The following is a 14,162-nucleotide window of genomic DNA, read 5'->3' on the forward strand; positions in this document are numbered from 1 at the left end:
AAAGGTAAGGTACTTTCTAAAAAAGCACCTTACCTTCTATATCATACATCATTTAACTTCCAACAAACGCTATGGCTAACCCCTTCGCCTTCTCCAAAGCTTTTTCAATTTGTTCAAACCCTGTTCCGCCAGCACTGTTACGACGCTTTACAGCTGCATAAGGTGAAAGAACTTCATATAAATCTTCTTCAAATAACGGACTCATTTCTTTATACGTTTCAAGTGGTACATCTAATAAATAAATTCCTTTTTGTGTGCAATGTAGAACTAACTTCCCAACAATTTCATGAGCCTGACGGAACGGCAGTCCCTTGCTTGCTAAATAGTCAGCAATTTCTGTTGCGTTAGAGAAGTCTTGCGTCACAGCTTGCCCCATTTTTTCTTTGTTTACAGTCATCGTTTCAAGCATGCCTGTCATAATATGAAGGCATCCTTCTACTGTTTTCACTGTATCAAACATTCCTTCTTTATCTTCTTGTAAGTCTTTATTGTAAGCAAGCGGCAATCCTTTCATTACTGTAAGTAAGCTAAATAAATTGCCGTATACTCTGCCCGTTTTACCACGAATAAGTTCCGCCATGTCCGGATTTTTCTTTTGCGGCATAATACTGCTTCCAGTTGCGTATCGATCGCTCATTTCAATAAATTGAAATTCTTGACTACTCCATAAAATAAGTTCTTCGCAAAAGCGTGATAAGTGCATCATAAGCATAGATGAGTTACTTAAAAACTCCAGTATGAAATCACGATCGCTTACCGCATCTAAACTATTTTCATAGATTCCATTAAATCCAAGAAGCTCCGCACTATATTCTCGGTCAATCGGGAATGTTGTACCAGCTAGCGCTCCTGCTCCTAATGGTGAAATGTTAATACGCTTTAACGAATCTTCATAACGATTCACATCACGCTCTAACATCCAAAAGTAGGCCAGGATATGATGAGCAAACGATATAGGCTGTGCGCGCTGCAAGTGCGTATAACCAGGCATAATGGTTTCAATGTTATTTTCAGCTTGATGAACAAGAACAGTTTGCAATTGTTTTGTAGCTTTTATAATATCTTCTACTTTTTCTTTTAAATACAAATGCATATCTGTCGCTACTTGATCGTTACGGCTTCGGCCTGTATGAAGTTTCCCTCCTACTTCACCGATTCTTTCAATTAACATCTTTTCAATATTTAAATGAATATCCTCAGCTTCTACCGAGAAATTCAATTTATTCTCTTTCGCTTCCTCTAATAAATACTGAAGCCCTATCTTGATTTTCTCTGCTTCCTCTTTCGTAACGATGCCTTGCTTTGCTAACATCGTAACGTGTGCAATACTCCCTTTTATATCTTGGCTAACCAATTGCTTATCAAAGGAAATAGAAGCTCCGAATTCTTCTACCCATGCTTCCGCTTCTTCTGTAAAACGTCCGCCCCAAAGTTTACTCACGCTTCCACCTTCTTTTGATTCACTTGGCTGTATACTTTTGTAGGTAAACCGAATAATGAAATGAAACCAACTGCTGCATCATGATTAAATTCATCCTGGGCAGTATATGTTGCAAGTTTTTCATCATATAAAGAGTACTCAGATTTACGTCCTTCTACAATCGCATGACCTTTAAATAATTTCACACGCACTGTACCTGTTACATTTTTTTGCGTTTCTTGTAAGAAAGCATTGAGTGCTTGTTTTAAAGGTGAGAACCATAAACCGTTATAAATTAATTCTGTTAGTTTTTGCTCAATCATCGGTTTGAAATGAGCGACCTCTTTCACAAGTGTTAAATCTTCAAGTTCTTTATGCGCTGTTATTAATGTCATTGCCGCTGGGCATTCGTACACTTCACGAGATTTAATACCGACAAGGCGATTTTCTACATGATCGATACGTCCAACACCATGTTTTCCAGCTAGGGCATTTAACGTTTTAATTAATTCTGAAAGTGAATATGCAGTGCCGTTTAAAGTCGTCGGTACTCCTGCTTCAAATCCGATTTCTACAAACTCTGGTTTATTCGGTGTATCTTCTAATGCTAATGTCATCTCGTATGCATCTTCTGGCGGCGCTGCCCATGGATCTTCTAAAATTCCACATTCGTTGCTGCGTCCCCATAAGTTTTGATCGATTGAAAACGGGCTATCTAAATTAATTGGAATCGGTATATCATTTTCTTTTGCATATGCAATTTCTTCTTCACGTGACCATTTCCATTCACGTACAGGCGCAATAACTTCTAAATATGGATTCAACGCTTGAATAGAAACTTCAAAACGAACTTGGTCATTCCCTTTCCCTGTACATCCATGTGCAACTGCACTTGCACCTTCCTGCTCTGCAATTTCTACTAATTTTTTCGCAATAAGCGGACGAGATAATGCAGAGACAAGAGGATATTTCCCTTCGTATAACGTGTGAGCTTGCATCGCTATCAATGCATATTCATTCGCATATTCTTCTTGAACATCAATCATATATGATTTAATTGCTCCTACTGAAAGTGCTTTTTCTTTTACAAACGCTAAGTCTTTACCTTCCCCTAGATCTAGGCAAAGCGCGATAATATCATAATTCTTCTCTTGTAACCATTTAATTGCAACGGAAGTATCAAGACCTCCGGAATATGCTAATACAACTTTTTTCTTCTCCATTTTGCATCCCCCTAAAGAATAAATATTCATCTTTTCTTATAATAATTCAAACTTTATCACCTTTCATAAAATGAATCAAGGGGAATTTATAATTTTTTTCAAACAATTCCGTCGAACTTCTTTCTTTTTTTATGTAAAATAGAGGCAGGAAAATGGAGGGGTGTCTATGAAAAAGTATTTTATATACAATGAACATCTAGGAATTGAAGTGCCGAACATACAAGAAAAATGGGAAGACATCTCTGAACAAGCGCAGCATTCTATTTTATTAAAATGGGAGCAAATTCGCGGAAAAATACCTGATCGTATACAAGAGCTTGAACATCATATTAATCAAAAACAACATTGTTTAAATAACGAAGATAATTTCGAAATTTCCTGTAGGCTTAATTCAGAAATTGCCGATCTTGCTTCAATTATTAACGATCTTTGGCTTTGGTATCGTCTAACCCAAAACGTATCTGAGGGAAAAGCACACCAATGAAAAAAGCATGCCCCTCATTTACTTTGGGTCATGCTTTTTTGTTGTAACAAGCTTTGCAATATATTTCTTGCGCCGTTTTTGCTAAACATACATCAAACGGGCCTACTAATATACTTCTTTCTTTCGGCAACTTCACAAAAGCAACTAGCTCTTCTTCATATTGAATCTTTTTCTCGCAAATTGCACATACTAATTCCTTTCTCTTGAACATATCTTTGAACATGATTCATCATCCCCTTTTATCTATTTATATTAATATAATCTCACAACAAGTAATCCTTGTAAAAAATGACACATCACAAATCATCTCGTTCATATACTAATGAAACGTATTTATGAATGAAAGGAGGCCTTTAATGTATGCGAGCTTTCATTATTATCGCTTTAACTTTTTTAAGTGTTATTAGTTGGGATGCATTTTTTAAAGATAAAAGTGACGAAAAAAATACAACTGAATAAACAGCTATCTTTTCTTACTTATTGGACAAACTTCTAAAAACTATCCAGTCCTGCAAAATAACTTAGGCTTTTCTACAAAAATATTTAAAGATAACAATTTTTGTAGATTCCCTCCGGTTATTGTCGGTTTCCATCCGCATGCATTTTTTGAAAGTATGATATAATAATATAAATCTTGAAGGAAGGGATTTTGATATCATGATCGCTCGAAGGAGCATGTGGCATCGTATTGACGAATCATACACGTAGCGTATTTTTCAGCTCAGATACTTTAGTCTAGCGAAAAAAAATACGAGAGTGGGGAAATTATGATTGCCCGAAGGATAATTTGGCAAAAAAAAGACTCTTCTTACACATAGCGTTTTGTTTAGGACTTAATTGTTACTAACTAAACAAAACAAAGAAGAGCAGGATTGCTAAATGAAGAATTCTACTCCACGTTTTGTTTAGTCGCTTTAAGACTTAAACTAAAACGAAGGTAGGGAGAATTGATGGACGAGAGGATTATTCGTTATTTCTTCAGCGACATATAGCGTAGTTAGTTTTACGTAAACTAACTGAAAGCTACATGTGAGCTCGTAGTTAGTTTACAACACCAAAAGGACTACTAACTACGGAAAGAAGGAATAACGATGAGGAACATCCAAAGTCGACAAATTATTAAAGAAGTTTTTATGGTTTTAATCGGTTCATTTATTTTAGCAGCAGCGCTATATCACATTCACTTCCAAAACCACTTAACAGAAGGTGGCTTTGTAGGTATTGCACTATTTATCCAAAATTTTTATGATATTTCACCATCTATTTCAACTGTAGTAATGGATATCCCTATTATTTTACTATGTGCTTCATTTTTAGGTAGAAAAATGGTTGGCTATTCATTCTTAGGTTCACTTTCATTCGGAGTATTTTATTCCCTTATGGAAAATTATTCTCCTTTTACGGTAGATTTATCAAATAATTTATTTGTAGCTGCAGTAGTTGGCGGTGCGTTAGCTGGTATTGGACTCGGTTTTATATTGCGATTTGGCGGTGCAACCGGTGGAGACGATATTTTAACAATTATATTAAGTAAACGAACTCGGTTTACAATTGGGCAAATTTTCTTCGTCTTTGACGCGATTGTTCTTGCGCTTTCATTATATTATTTAAATTGGACAGAAATTGCTTTTACTATTCTTTCGATTGCCGTACAGGCAAAAACATTGGATTTAATTTACTATCCAAAAACAGAAAAGAAAGCAGCAAAGCAACCCGTTTCTATTCCAATGTCCAAAAAACATGCGACAAACTAAAAAGCGAAAGGCTTCGGCCTCTCGCTTTTTTTCATGCTCTCTTTTCTTTTTCTAATATGTAGCGTACTTGATAAAACTTATTTGCAAATTCAGTAACATTCCTCGTTAAGCGATAGTTCACTGTAGATCCAATTGCCATTCCAAGTACAGGAATGCCTTGGAATAATTTGCGACGAAGAGCATAAATCGAAAATGTCTTCAAAATTTGTTTTAACACAACCTCAGTAGAAGCTGGCTTTAACACCTCTTCGTCTCCTTCATAAAAGAATGAATCTTCTTGCTCAAGTTCTCTCAGTAAATTGTACCATGCATATTGCTGAAGTCTCGCCGGCAATAATGCTGCATGGAATACCTTTAACGCAAGCATCATTTCATACGGCTTGTTCACATCATGCCCAAATGATGTCGCAATAAGTTGTACAGCCTTCACATTTAATGCAATCATAACCGGAAAATCAGCCGTTAATAATAATAGACCGCCAGCACCTGTTGCTCCGCCTTGTACGAATGAATATAGACGATGACGTGCTGTTTGCTGCTCTGCTATGTATGTTAATTGATCAATAGATAACGCCTTCAAATCTTCAAGTTGCTCAATTGATTCATCAAATAATCTCGATGTTCCTAAAATACGATTACGTGCATCCAACTGTGATTGTGAACTTTGAATAAGTGCATGCAAATGAAAGAGCCATCCATCTGCTTTCGTAAAAAAGTCTTTTCGTTTTTTCTCAGGTAGTTTTGCAACTGTAGTATGCAACCACTTATCAAACATCTTTTGAAAATCGGTCGCTTCTTGCTCTACTAATTGCCCTTCCCACTCTTTTATATTTTCTAAAATGGCTTGTTCTCGCTTCGATCGCATCGCAACAACCACCTCGTTCGATTTTTTTCTATTGTATCATATTTACAAATATGCTTGTACATGGCATGTTCTTTATTTACAGCCTAAGTCCAAACATCTATCCGAATATATGTTATCAATTTCTACTTAGCTACATTATAATCATCCTTATACAAAACAAATAAGGAGCGATTATACATATGTATCCACGTGCAAAAGCTTTTGGCATTGCTATACATCAAGAGCGACTTCTCGTACAAGAATATCGTACAGGCGACGAAACATATTATCGTCCTCTTGGCGGTTCAATTGAACTTGGTGAGAAATCAGCAGATACCATTATTCGAGAATTTAAAGAAGAGCTTCATGCAGAAATAGAAGTTACCGATTATTTAGGATGCTTAGAAAATATTTTTTATTCGGGTGAGGAAATTGGTCATGAAATCATTCAACTATATTCTTTACGCTTATTAGACACATCACTATATGAAATAGAGATACTGAATATAAAAGATGAACAAACAGCCTCATATGCAAAATGGATTCCTCTCACTGCATTCATTCAAAAGGAAAAAATACTATATCCAGATCGAATTTTAAAATATATACAAAAAAAAGACGAAATCCTTTAGGATTTCGTCTTTTTCATGCATATATTAACCAATATCTCCAAGACGTAATACGTCACGAGCAATCATAACTTCTTCGTCAGTTGGAATTACGATAATTTTTACTGGAGAGTGTGGGAAGCTGATGAATGCTTCTTCACCGAATACGTTATTGCGTTTTACGTCGAAGTATACACCCATGTACTCAAGGCCTTCTAATACACGCTCACGAATAACTGCACTGTTTTCACCTACACCAGCTGTAAAGATGATAGCGTCAACGCCTTTCATACGAGCTGTGTAAGAACCGATGTATTTATGGATACGGCTTACGAACACGTCAAGTGCTACTTTCGCACGGTGGTCGCCTTCTTCTTCTTTCGCAATGATGTCACGTAGGTCACTAGAGTAACCAGTAAGACCTAACATACCACTCTTCTTGTTTAATACGCTAACTACTTCTTCTACAGTTTGGCCTGTTTTTTCCATGATGTATGGAATTAACGCAGGGTCAATGTTACCAGAACGTGTACCCATTGTTACACCAGCAAGTGGAGTGAAGCCCATAGAAGTATCGATAGACTTACCGCCTTCTACTGCTGCGATACTTGCACCGTTACCTAAGTGACAAGAAAGTAGGCTTAAGCCTTCAATTGGACGACCTAATAATTCAGCCGCACGCTCAGTTACGTATTTATGAGAAGTTCCGTGGAAACCGTATTTACGGATGCCAAATTTCTCATAGTACTCATATGGTAAGCTGTATAGGAATGCAGATTCCGGCATTGTTTGGTGGAATGCTGTATCGAATACTGCTACTGCTGGTACATTTGGTAGTACTTCTTGGAACGCTTTAATACCAACAAGGTTTGCTGGGTTGTGAAGTGGTGCTAAATCGCTTAATTCTTCGATATCAGCTAATACTTCATCATCAATTAAAACAGAATCAGCAAATTTTTCGCCGCCGTGTACAACACGGTGACCGATACCGCCAATCTCATCAAGAGATTTTACGATTCCGTTTTCAGTTAATTTCTTAAGAAGCATGTTAACTGCTACTGCATGATCTGGGATGTTTGTAATTTCTTTTTGTTTTTCGCCATTTACAGTAATTGTGAAGACACTATCTTCTAAACCGATACGTTCTACTAAACCTTTTGTTAATACTGTTTCACTTGGCATTTCAAATAATTGGAACTTTAAGGAAGAGCTTCCTGCGTTAATCGCGATGATTTTTGACATCTAGTCTTTCGCCCCTTTTTCTCTTGGTAGTTGTGTGGATCATTCCACAAACCGCTCGATTTTATCTAATTAAATTCACTCATTATGAAAACGTTTCATCATTAGTAAATTTTATACTCACGATTTTAATTTAAACATCGTCCGACATATATTTCAAGTGAAAAAATTGTAACACCAAGAAAAAAAATATATTACAGATTTCAAAAAGATTCAGTTAAATCTTGTATATATTAAAAAATATTCCATATTATATACAACTGTACTACATTAATCACTAACCCTGTTACATATATCTGGCATTACTTATGTGTTGCAAACCACGTATTTAGTTGATCCATCATGTTCTCCATAGCCTTCATGTTGGAGAATTTAGGTAATTCCACTAATAGTGCCTGTTTCGGCATTATTACATCCTGACCTTTCTTTTGGAGAACAAATATACTTTTTGCATTTTTCTCATTTTTAAACATGGAAACAGGTAGCTGTAACAATCCTTGAATAAAGCATGTTTCTTTAATGAATGCATGTAGCTTTGGCGCTTGATCACTTTCAAAAATGAAGTTTGGTACTAAGAAGAATAAATACCCGCCTTCTTTCGTATGTTTCACACTTTGTTCAATAAATAAGTGATGCGCATATGACATTCCTTCATCTGCTTTTAATGTATATTCACTTGCACCGATTTCATTTGGATAGTAACCAATTGGCAAATCTGAAACAACTGCATCAACTGGATCAATATAAAGTGGCGCTAGTCCATCTTGATGGAAGAATTCGATTGCATGCTTTTGTAAATTCGCATTTACTAAAGCAAGTTTAATTAGCACTTCATCCACTTCTACACCAAATCCACTCATTGCTAGTTCTTCTTTGGCGCTATTAAACACGGTAGCCATTAAGTTACCCGTTCCAATTGCAGGGTCTAAAACTGTAATTTCTTTTTGCCCTTGCATAAATTTATGGAATAAGTAGCTCATGAACATTCCAACTGCATCTGGCGTCATTTCGTGATTCGCTTGTACGCCTTCTTTCATTCCTTTTAAAATGGCTAGCTGAAATGCTTTACGAATTTCTTCCCCTTTATATGTTTCTTCATTAAACGTACTATATTCACGATTCAACCTTTCAATTGTTGATTCGGATAATTCCTCTTGTAAAATCGCTCCCTCAAACAAGTTATCACCTGTTTCTACAAGCGCCTCTAAATATGTTACATCTAATTCTTTACGTAAAACTACCGTAGAAGAATCAAAAATAGAAAATAATGTTTCTACTGCCTGACTCACGTACATTCCTCCTTCTCTCTTTTACACATAACTTATATCATACCACAAAGTGATTTTTTCCAAAAAGAAAAAGCGACCTCCTGTAAAGAGCTCCCTTTTAAGTTATATATGATATAACGTTTTTTCTCATATATTGGTACCATTGAGCAGCAATATATGAGAAAAAACGACCTCTTTATAAGAGGTCATTTCCTTCACATTATTACTTTGCAGATTTAGCTGCTTCTAATGCTGCTTCATAGTTTGGATGGCTTGTACCTTCGCTTACGTATTCTACGTAAACTACTTTGTCATTGCTATCTACTACGAATACTGCACGAGCAAGTAAACGAAGTTCTTTCATTACTAAGCCATAAGCTTCACCGAATGAAAGGTCACGGTGATCAGAAAGTGTCGCAACATTTTCTAAACCGTTAGCTGCACACCAGCGTTTTTGAGCGAATGGTAAATCAGCACTAATTGTTAATACTTTCGTATTTTCAATACCTGCTGCATCTTCGTTAAAACGACGAGTTTGTGCATCACATACACCTGTGTCGATTGAAGGTACAACACTAATTAATTTTACTTCACCTTTGTATGTTTCTAAACTTACTGGAGATAAGTCATTTGCTAATACTTGGAAGTTAGGCGCTTGATCGCCAACTTTAACTTCTGTTCCAACTAAAGTCATTGGGTTACCTTTAAAAGTTACATTTGCCACTTGAAAATCCTCCCTTATTTAAACAAAATATGTACAATGTAAATGATAGTTTGTCCCTATCGATAATGCAAATAAAATCGCTTTATTTACAAAAAATAAAGAAGCTAATCCATTGATTAGCTTCTTTACTCGTTAAATTTGAAATTCCGGATCATCTTCTTTTCGTTTATCCATCATTTCTTTCACTTTATCAACAGCTTGTGGCGCTAATTCAATTATTTTGTCAATGACATGTGTTTGTTTATCTAAATGTAAAACTTTCACACCATCTCCATTTATAACGAGAAAGGCAACAGGATTAATGGAAACCCCACCACCGCTACCTCCTCCAAATGGATGACGGCCTGAATGCTCTACTTTGCCAAATTCACTTCCACCAGCAGCAAATCCAAAACTTACTTTCGAAACGGTAAGAATTACACTTCCATCTGCCGCTTTAATTGGATCACCAACAATTGTATTTACATCAGTCATTTGTTTTAAATGCTGCATTGCGGTTGTCATTAAACCTTGAATTGGATGGTCCATTCTATATCCCCCCTATGCTTGAACAGATTTATCTGTCATACCAGACTTTTGTTTTCTCATAAACATGAGTAGTTTTACCGCTGTTTTCACAGTACGAAATATATGAAAGGAAGCTGTTAATTCACATCTTGATGCAAATCCCTTTCCTTGAAAAACAGGTGTAATTTCAAATTCTGGTACGTCGACAATATGCATATATTGTCCTACAACTCCAGCAGCCATTCCTTTTGTCCCCCATGCATATCCAGTGACAATTCCAGTACTAGCCGCATCACCTGCTCCAATTTGTGAATGCCATTTCCAACTATTGATTTTCACTCGTTTGAGAAAATCTTTAACAATAGTATGAACTTCTTGAAGCTTTTTTATCAGTTCTCCAATGCTATCAAGTTGTGCCATAATTTTATTATCTATTCCGCCATCTTTCTCAGCTTTTTCGATTTTCTGCCCCGTCTTTTTCTGCTGTTTTTCAATTCTTTCCAATACATCAAACGTATATCGAATCATCCATATTTTCACTTGAAATAAACACTGTTTTTCCATTTCTGAATATAAAAACGTCACCTTAAGCGATATTTTCGATAATAGTATTAGCAAAATAAAAAGTAGAAGAATTATCATTCCAATTACGAGCCATTTCATTCGTACCATCCTTTCACTCCATACCCATTATCGACAAGTTTATTCATCATTAAACAACCTTTGATAAAATTGAATATAAAAATTTTTCTAAAAATAAAAAGGGATTTTGACATTTCATATCGAAATATACTATTTGAGCATATTATTCAGAATGAAATCTGATGATATGCAGCACTAAAACTAGAAAATTTAACTGCAGTGGAGGGATACATAATGGCAAATCGTCGCAATTTATTTTTCTTTTATGGTGATGACAAAGTAACACTCGTTGAAAAAATGAAACCAGTATATCGTATTTTAGAGGAGAATGGATTTACCATATTAGATCATCCAAAAAATGCAAACGCTATCGTCAGTGTTGGAGATGATGGAACTTTCTTACAAGCCGTTCGTAAAACTGGCTTTAGAGAAGATTGCTTATACGCAGGTATTTCTACGAAAGATGAAATTTCTTTCTACTGCGATTTCCACATCGATCACATTGATACAGCCCTTCAAGAAATTACAAAAAACGAAATTGAAGTGCGAAAATATCCAACAATTAAAGTAGATGTAGATCATGGTACATCTTTCCATTGTTTAAATGAATTTTCATTGCGCTCTAGCATCATTAAAACATTTGTCGTAGATGTACACGTCGACAATTTACATTTTGAAACATTTAGAGGTGATGGATTAGTTATCTCCACACCAACAGGAAGTACCGCTTACAATAAATCATTACATGGTGCCGTTGTCGATCCACTTATCCCATGTTTCCAAGTAAGCGAACTAGCATCTTTAAATAACAACACATACCGTACACTCGGATCACCGTTTCTTTTAAATCACGAGCGTACGTTAACTTTAACACTTAGACCAGATGGCAATGATTACCCTGTTATCGGAATGGATAACGAAGCACTTAGCATTAAACAAGTGGAGAAAGCCGTTGTTCGTTTAAGCGATAAACAAATTAAAACTGTTAAATTAAAAAACAATTCCTTCTGGGAAAAAGTACAGAGAACGTTTTTATAGTAATAAAATAACCGTCGAATTATGGGATTTCCATAATTCGACGGTTATTTATTTCCCCCGATTGGTGTGGGCAGCCATCTCTTACTATGCAGTCGCCATTATTGTCAGCTTTTGTCGGTAAATCGATATATTTTAAAAATCGCTGATATATTTTGAATTGCGGTCGATATATTTCAATAATCGCTGATATATTTCGAGTTGCGGTCGATATATTCCGAAAATCGCTGATATATTTTCACACGTCTTTTCTATAAACAATCTCCCCATCAATGACGGTCATTTCTGCCTGTACTTCTTTTATTTCTTCCGCCTCAATTTCAAAAACATTACGGTCTAATATCGTAAAGTCTGCTTCATATCCTTTTGTAATTTGCCCTCGATTTGCTTCTTTTCCAATTGCATACGCACTTCCTGTTGTAAATAAAGAAACCGCCTCATATACCGTTAATCTTTCTTCTGGCATATAGCATACGCCGTCAATAAAGCTTCTACGTGTAACAGCACTATATATACCTAAAAACGGATTTACTTGTTCAATTGGAGCATCAGATCCACCGTTGCAGTGCAATCCTGCGCCAAGTAATGTCTTCCAAGCGTACGCGTAACGAAGACGATGCTTTCCTAGTTTTTCAATAACTGACGGAAAATCCGATGAAACAAAGACGGGCTGAATATCAATAATTGCTTGCAAACTCTTCATTCTTTCAATTAATTCTTCACGGGCAAGCTGGCAATGAATAATGCGGTCACGTAATCCTTCTGCTGGTGGATATAATTCAAGCGCATCAATGACATATTCTAGTGATAAATCACCGATTGTATGAATCGCAACTGGCATATGTAAATCACGTGCTTTCTTCACTAACCCTGCAAGCTCTTCACGTGAGAAAATCGCAACTCCATTCGTTTCCTGCGCATCTTCATACGGCTCACTTAATAAAGCTGTTCTTCCGCCAAAAGAACCGTCAGAAAAAATCTTCATCGCCCCAAATTCAATATAGTGCTCATTTTCATATTCTTTTCGCTCATTCGCTACTTCATGATGAACGAGCAAATGTGCTTTAAATGGCATTTCTTTTATAACGTGTGAAAACGCATTGTACGTTTTTTCAAAGCCGCCATAATAATTTAAGTCTTCCGTGTGCCCGCCAACTAATCCGTATTGCCAGCAGTCTGAAATCGCTGTTTGCAGAGCACTTTGCAAATACACTCCATCTATTTCAGGCTGAACATGTTTAATTAACTCTTGTCCTTGCTCATATAAAAGTCCTGTTAATTTATTTGATGAGTCACGACCAATTTTTCCGCCCTTTGGATCTTGCGTCGCTTCTGTTATGTTCGCTTCTTGCAATATGTATGAATTCACCCATGTCACGTGACGACAAACGCGCTTTAATAAAATCGGATGTTCTTTAGAGATTTCATCTAAATCACGTACATGAACATGTTTTGTATCTGTAAAATTATTTTCATTCCATCCTTCTCCGATAATCCAAGAGCCTTTTGGTGCTTCTTCTACTCGATTCTGAACAAGGGTAAGCACTTCGCTATAAGATTTGCAATTTGATAGATCTAGACGAAGTAACCTCTCCCCATGCCCAATAAGGTGCATATGGCTATCAACAAGCCCTGGAATCATCGTTTTCCCTTGTAAGTCACACGACTTCACTTCCGAATATCGATTTTCTAATTCATCTTTATTCCCCACATCAACAATGATGCCATTTTCAACGTAAACGGCGTCCACTTTTTCATTCTCTTCTCGCATCGTATAAATGCTTCCGCCATGCCAAATTTCTCCCATATACTCATCCCCTTTTTACTTTAGTCTACGAGATTAAAGTGTATAAAAAAAGCACCATTTCGATTAAAAATGGTGCTTTTCTAAAAATTATTTTTGTTCAGTAGGGTTCGTTGTAACTTGCCATTCAATATTAAATTTATCTTTCAATTGTCCGTATGCTGGGCTCCAAAAAGTTTCTTGAAGCGGCATGATAACTTCTCCACCTTCTTGTAACTTATCAAATACTTCTTTCGCTTTTTCTGCGTTATTAATTCGAATTGCGATTGTTACTTGAGATCCAATCGCATGCCCTTGACCTGGGAATGTATCAGAAATCATAAGTTCCGTATTACCAACTTTTAAATGAGCATGTAAAACGCGCTCTTTTGCTTCAGCTGGAATCGGGTATTCTGGATTTTCAGGCATGTCACCAAAAGTTTGCATTACTTCTACTTTTGCGTCTAACGCCTCTTTATAAAATTGTACAGCTTCTTGCCCACTACCATCTAAAACTAAGTAAGGATTAATACCTAAAATCATACGGACACCTCTTTTTTTAATTTATAAAATAGAACTTATGTTCGTTTTTATAATATCATACGTTTTACATTTCATTCAACTATTTACT

General features: G+C 36.1%; 15 protein-coding genes. 4 read left to right on the forward strand and 11 right to left on the reverse strand.

Annotated features, from left to right (window positions below):
- Positions 1-52: 52 nt before the first annotated feature.
- A complete protein-coding gene (gene argH, locus NSQ47_RS16555; protein ID WP_341037409.1) occupies positions 53-1,441 on the reverse strand; it encodes an argininosuccinate lyase in 1,389 nt (462 codons plus the stop codon).
- Positions 1,438-2,643: an argininosuccinate synthase gene (locus NSQ47_RS16560; RefSeq protein WP_002164979.1), complete on the reverse strand. Its 1,206-nt coding sequence runs from the start codon at positions 2,641-2,643 to the stop codon at positions 1,438-1,440. Before NSQ47_RS16560 ends, argH begins: the two co-directional genes overlap by 4 nt.
- Before the next feature lie 166 nt (positions 2,644-2,809).
- Between NSQ47_RS16560 and NSQ47_RS16565 the strand changes: the two genes are divergently transcribed.
- Entirely contained in the window at positions 2,810-3,127 is a 318-nt protein-coding gene (locus NSQ47_RS16565) for a hypothetical protein (protein WP_002160236.1), read from the forward strand.
- Positions 3,128-3,155: 28 nt separating this feature from the next.
- Here the strand turns inward: NSQ47_RS16565 and NSQ47_RS16570 are convergent, their stop codons facing one another.
- On the reverse strand, positions 3,156-3,350 hold the full coding sequence (locus NSQ47_RS16570) for a hypothetical protein (protein WP_341037411.1): 195 nt from the start codon (positions 3,348-3,350) through the stop codon (positions 3,156-3,158).
- An 868-nt stretch (positions 3,351-4,218) separates the two neighbouring features.
- Between NSQ47_RS16570 and NSQ47_RS16575 the strand changes: the two genes are divergently transcribed.
- A complete protein-coding gene (locus NSQ47_RS16575) occupies positions 4,219-4,881 on the forward strand; it encodes a YitT family protein (RefSeq protein WP_002112250.1) in 663 nt (220 codons plus the stop codon).
- A 31-nt stretch (positions 4,882-4,912) separates the two neighbouring features.
- Here the strand turns inward: NSQ47_RS16575 and NSQ47_RS16580 are convergent, their stop codons facing one another.
- Positions 4,913-5,746: an EcsC family protein gene (locus NSQ47_RS16580; RefSeq protein WP_002112252.1), complete on the reverse strand. Its 834-nt coding sequence runs from the start codon at positions 5,744-5,746 to the stop codon at positions 4,913-4,915.
- Between the two features lie 179 nt (positions 5,747-5,925).
- Between NSQ47_RS16580 and NSQ47_RS16585 the strand changes: the two genes are divergently transcribed.
- Positions 5,926-6,357 carry an NUDIX hydrolase gene (locus tag NSQ47_RS16585; RefSeq protein WP_016106346.1) on the forward strand — a complete coding sequence of 144 codons (432 nt, stop codon included), beginning with the start codon at positions 5,926-5,928 and terminating at the stop codon, positions 6,355-6,357.
- Positions 6,358-6,381: 24 nt separating this feature from the next.
- Here the strand turns inward: NSQ47_RS16585 and ackA are convergent, their stop codons facing one another.
- The 5 genes from ackA to NSQ47_RS16610 form a co-directional block, all read right to left on the reverse strand.
- Complete coding sequence (gene ackA, locus NSQ47_RS16590) at positions 6,382-7,575, reverse strand: acetate kinase (RefSeq protein ID WP_078175049.1); 1,194 nt, start codon at positions 7,573-7,575, stop codon at positions 6,382-6,384.
- A gap of 299 nt (positions 7,576-7,874) precedes the next feature.
- Complete coding sequence (locus NSQ47_RS16595) at positions 7,875-8,861, reverse strand: class I SAM-dependent methyltransferase (RefSeq protein WP_341037412.1); 987 nt, start codon at positions 8,859-8,861, stop codon at positions 7,875-7,877.
- A 202-nt stretch (positions 8,862-9,063) separates the two neighbouring features.
- Positions 9,064-9,564, reverse strand: coding sequence for a thiol peroxidase (gene tpx / locus NSQ47_RS16600; RefSeq protein WP_002112256.1), 501 nt, complete (start codon positions 9,562-9,564; stop codon positions 9,064-9,066).
- Positions 9,565-9,696: 132 nt separating this feature from the next.
- On the reverse strand, positions 9,697-10,092 hold the full coding sequence (gene ytfJ / locus NSQ47_RS16605) for a GerW family sporulation protein (protein WP_000350003.1): 396 nt from the start codon (positions 10,090-10,092) through the stop codon (positions 9,697-9,699).
- A 12-nt stretch (positions 10,093-10,104) separates the two neighbouring features.
- A complete protein-coding gene (locus NSQ47_RS16610; protein ID WP_215579843.1) occupies positions 10,105-10,743 on the reverse strand; it encodes a DUF2953 domain-containing protein in 639 nt (212 codons plus the stop codon).
- Between the two features lie 204 nt (positions 10,744-10,947).
- Between NSQ47_RS16610 and NSQ47_RS16615 the strand changes: the two genes are divergently transcribed.
- Complete coding sequence (locus tag NSQ47_RS16615; protein ID WP_002199172.1) at positions 10,948-11,751, forward strand: NAD kinase; 804 nt, start codon at positions 10,948-10,950, stop codon at positions 11,749-11,751.
- Positions 11,752-11,986: 235 nt separating this feature from the next.
- Here the strand turns inward: NSQ47_RS16615 and NSQ47_RS16620 are convergent, their stop codons facing one another.
- Together NSQ47_RS16620 and NSQ47_RS16625 are read right to left on the reverse strand one after the other, a co-directional pair.
- Positions 11,987-13,555: an amidohydrolase gene (locus NSQ47_RS16620; RefSeq protein WP_088079486.1), complete on the reverse strand. Its 1,569-nt coding sequence runs from the start codon at positions 13,553-13,555 to the stop codon at positions 11,987-11,989.
- An 87-nt stretch (positions 13,556-13,642) separates the two neighbouring features.
- A complete protein-coding gene (locus NSQ47_RS16625; protein ID WP_002160231.1) occupies positions 13,643-14,074 on the reverse strand; it encodes a VOC family protein in 432 nt (143 codons plus the stop codon).
- Positions 14,075-14,162: the final 88 nt, after the last annotated feature.

Origin of the sequence: Bacillus sp. FSL R10-2780 (genome assembly GCF_038006125.1) — a bacterium.
GTDB classification, from domain to species: domain Bacteria; phylum Bacillota; class Bacilli; order Bacillales; family Bacillaceae_G; genus Bacillus_A; species Bacillus_A cereus_U.

Excerpts from the sequence above, each read along its gene's own strand:
- NSQ47_RS16560 (WP_002164979.1), bottom strand. The coding sequence starts at position 2,643 with ATGGAGAAGAAAAAAGTTGTATTAGCATATTCCGGAGGTCTTGATACT.
- NSQ47_RS16565 (WP_002160236.1), top strand. The coding sequence starts at position 2,810 with ATGAAAAAGTATTTTATATACAATGAACATCTAGGAATTGAAGTGCCG.
- NSQ47_RS16570 (WP_341037411.1), bottom strand. The coding sequence starts at position 3,350 with ATGTTCAAAGATATGTTCAAGAGAAAGGAATTAGTATGTGCAATTTGC.
- NSQ47_RS16575 (WP_002112250.1), top strand. The coding sequence starts at position 4,219 with ATGAGGAACATCCAAAGTCGACAAATTATTAAAGAAGTTTTTATGGTT.
- NSQ47_RS16580 (WP_002112252.1), bottom strand. The coding sequence starts at position 5,746 with ATGCGATCGAAGCGAGAACAAGCCATTTTAGAAAATATAAAAGAGTGG.
- NSQ47_RS16585 (WP_016106346.1), top strand. The coding sequence starts at position 5,926 with ATGTATCCACGTGCAAAAGCTTTTGGCATTGCTATACATCAAGAGCGA.
- ackA (WP_078175049.1), bottom strand. The coding sequence starts at position 7,575 with ATGTCAAAAATCATCGCGATTAACGCAGGAAGCTCTTCCTTAAAGTTC.
- ytfJ (WP_000350003.1), bottom strand. The coding sequence starts at position 10,092 with ATGGACCATCCAATTCAAGGTTTAATGACAACCGCAATGCAGCATTTA.
- NSQ47_RS16610 (WP_215579843.1), bottom strand. The coding sequence starts at position 10,743 with ATGGTACGAATGAAATGGCTCGTAATTGGAATGATAATTCTTCTACTT.
- NSQ47_RS16615 (WP_002199172.1), top strand. The coding sequence starts at position 10,948 with ATGGCAAATCGTCGCAATTTATTTTTCTTTTATGGTGATGACAAAGTA.
- NSQ47_RS16620 (WP_088079486.1), bottom strand. The coding sequence starts at position 13,555 with ATGGGAGAAATTTGGCATGGCGGAAGCATTTATACGATGCGAGAAGAG.
- NSQ47_RS16625 (WP_002160231.1), bottom strand. The coding sequence starts at position 14,074 with ATGATTTTAGGTATTAATCCTTACTTAGTTTTAGATGGTAGTGGGCAA.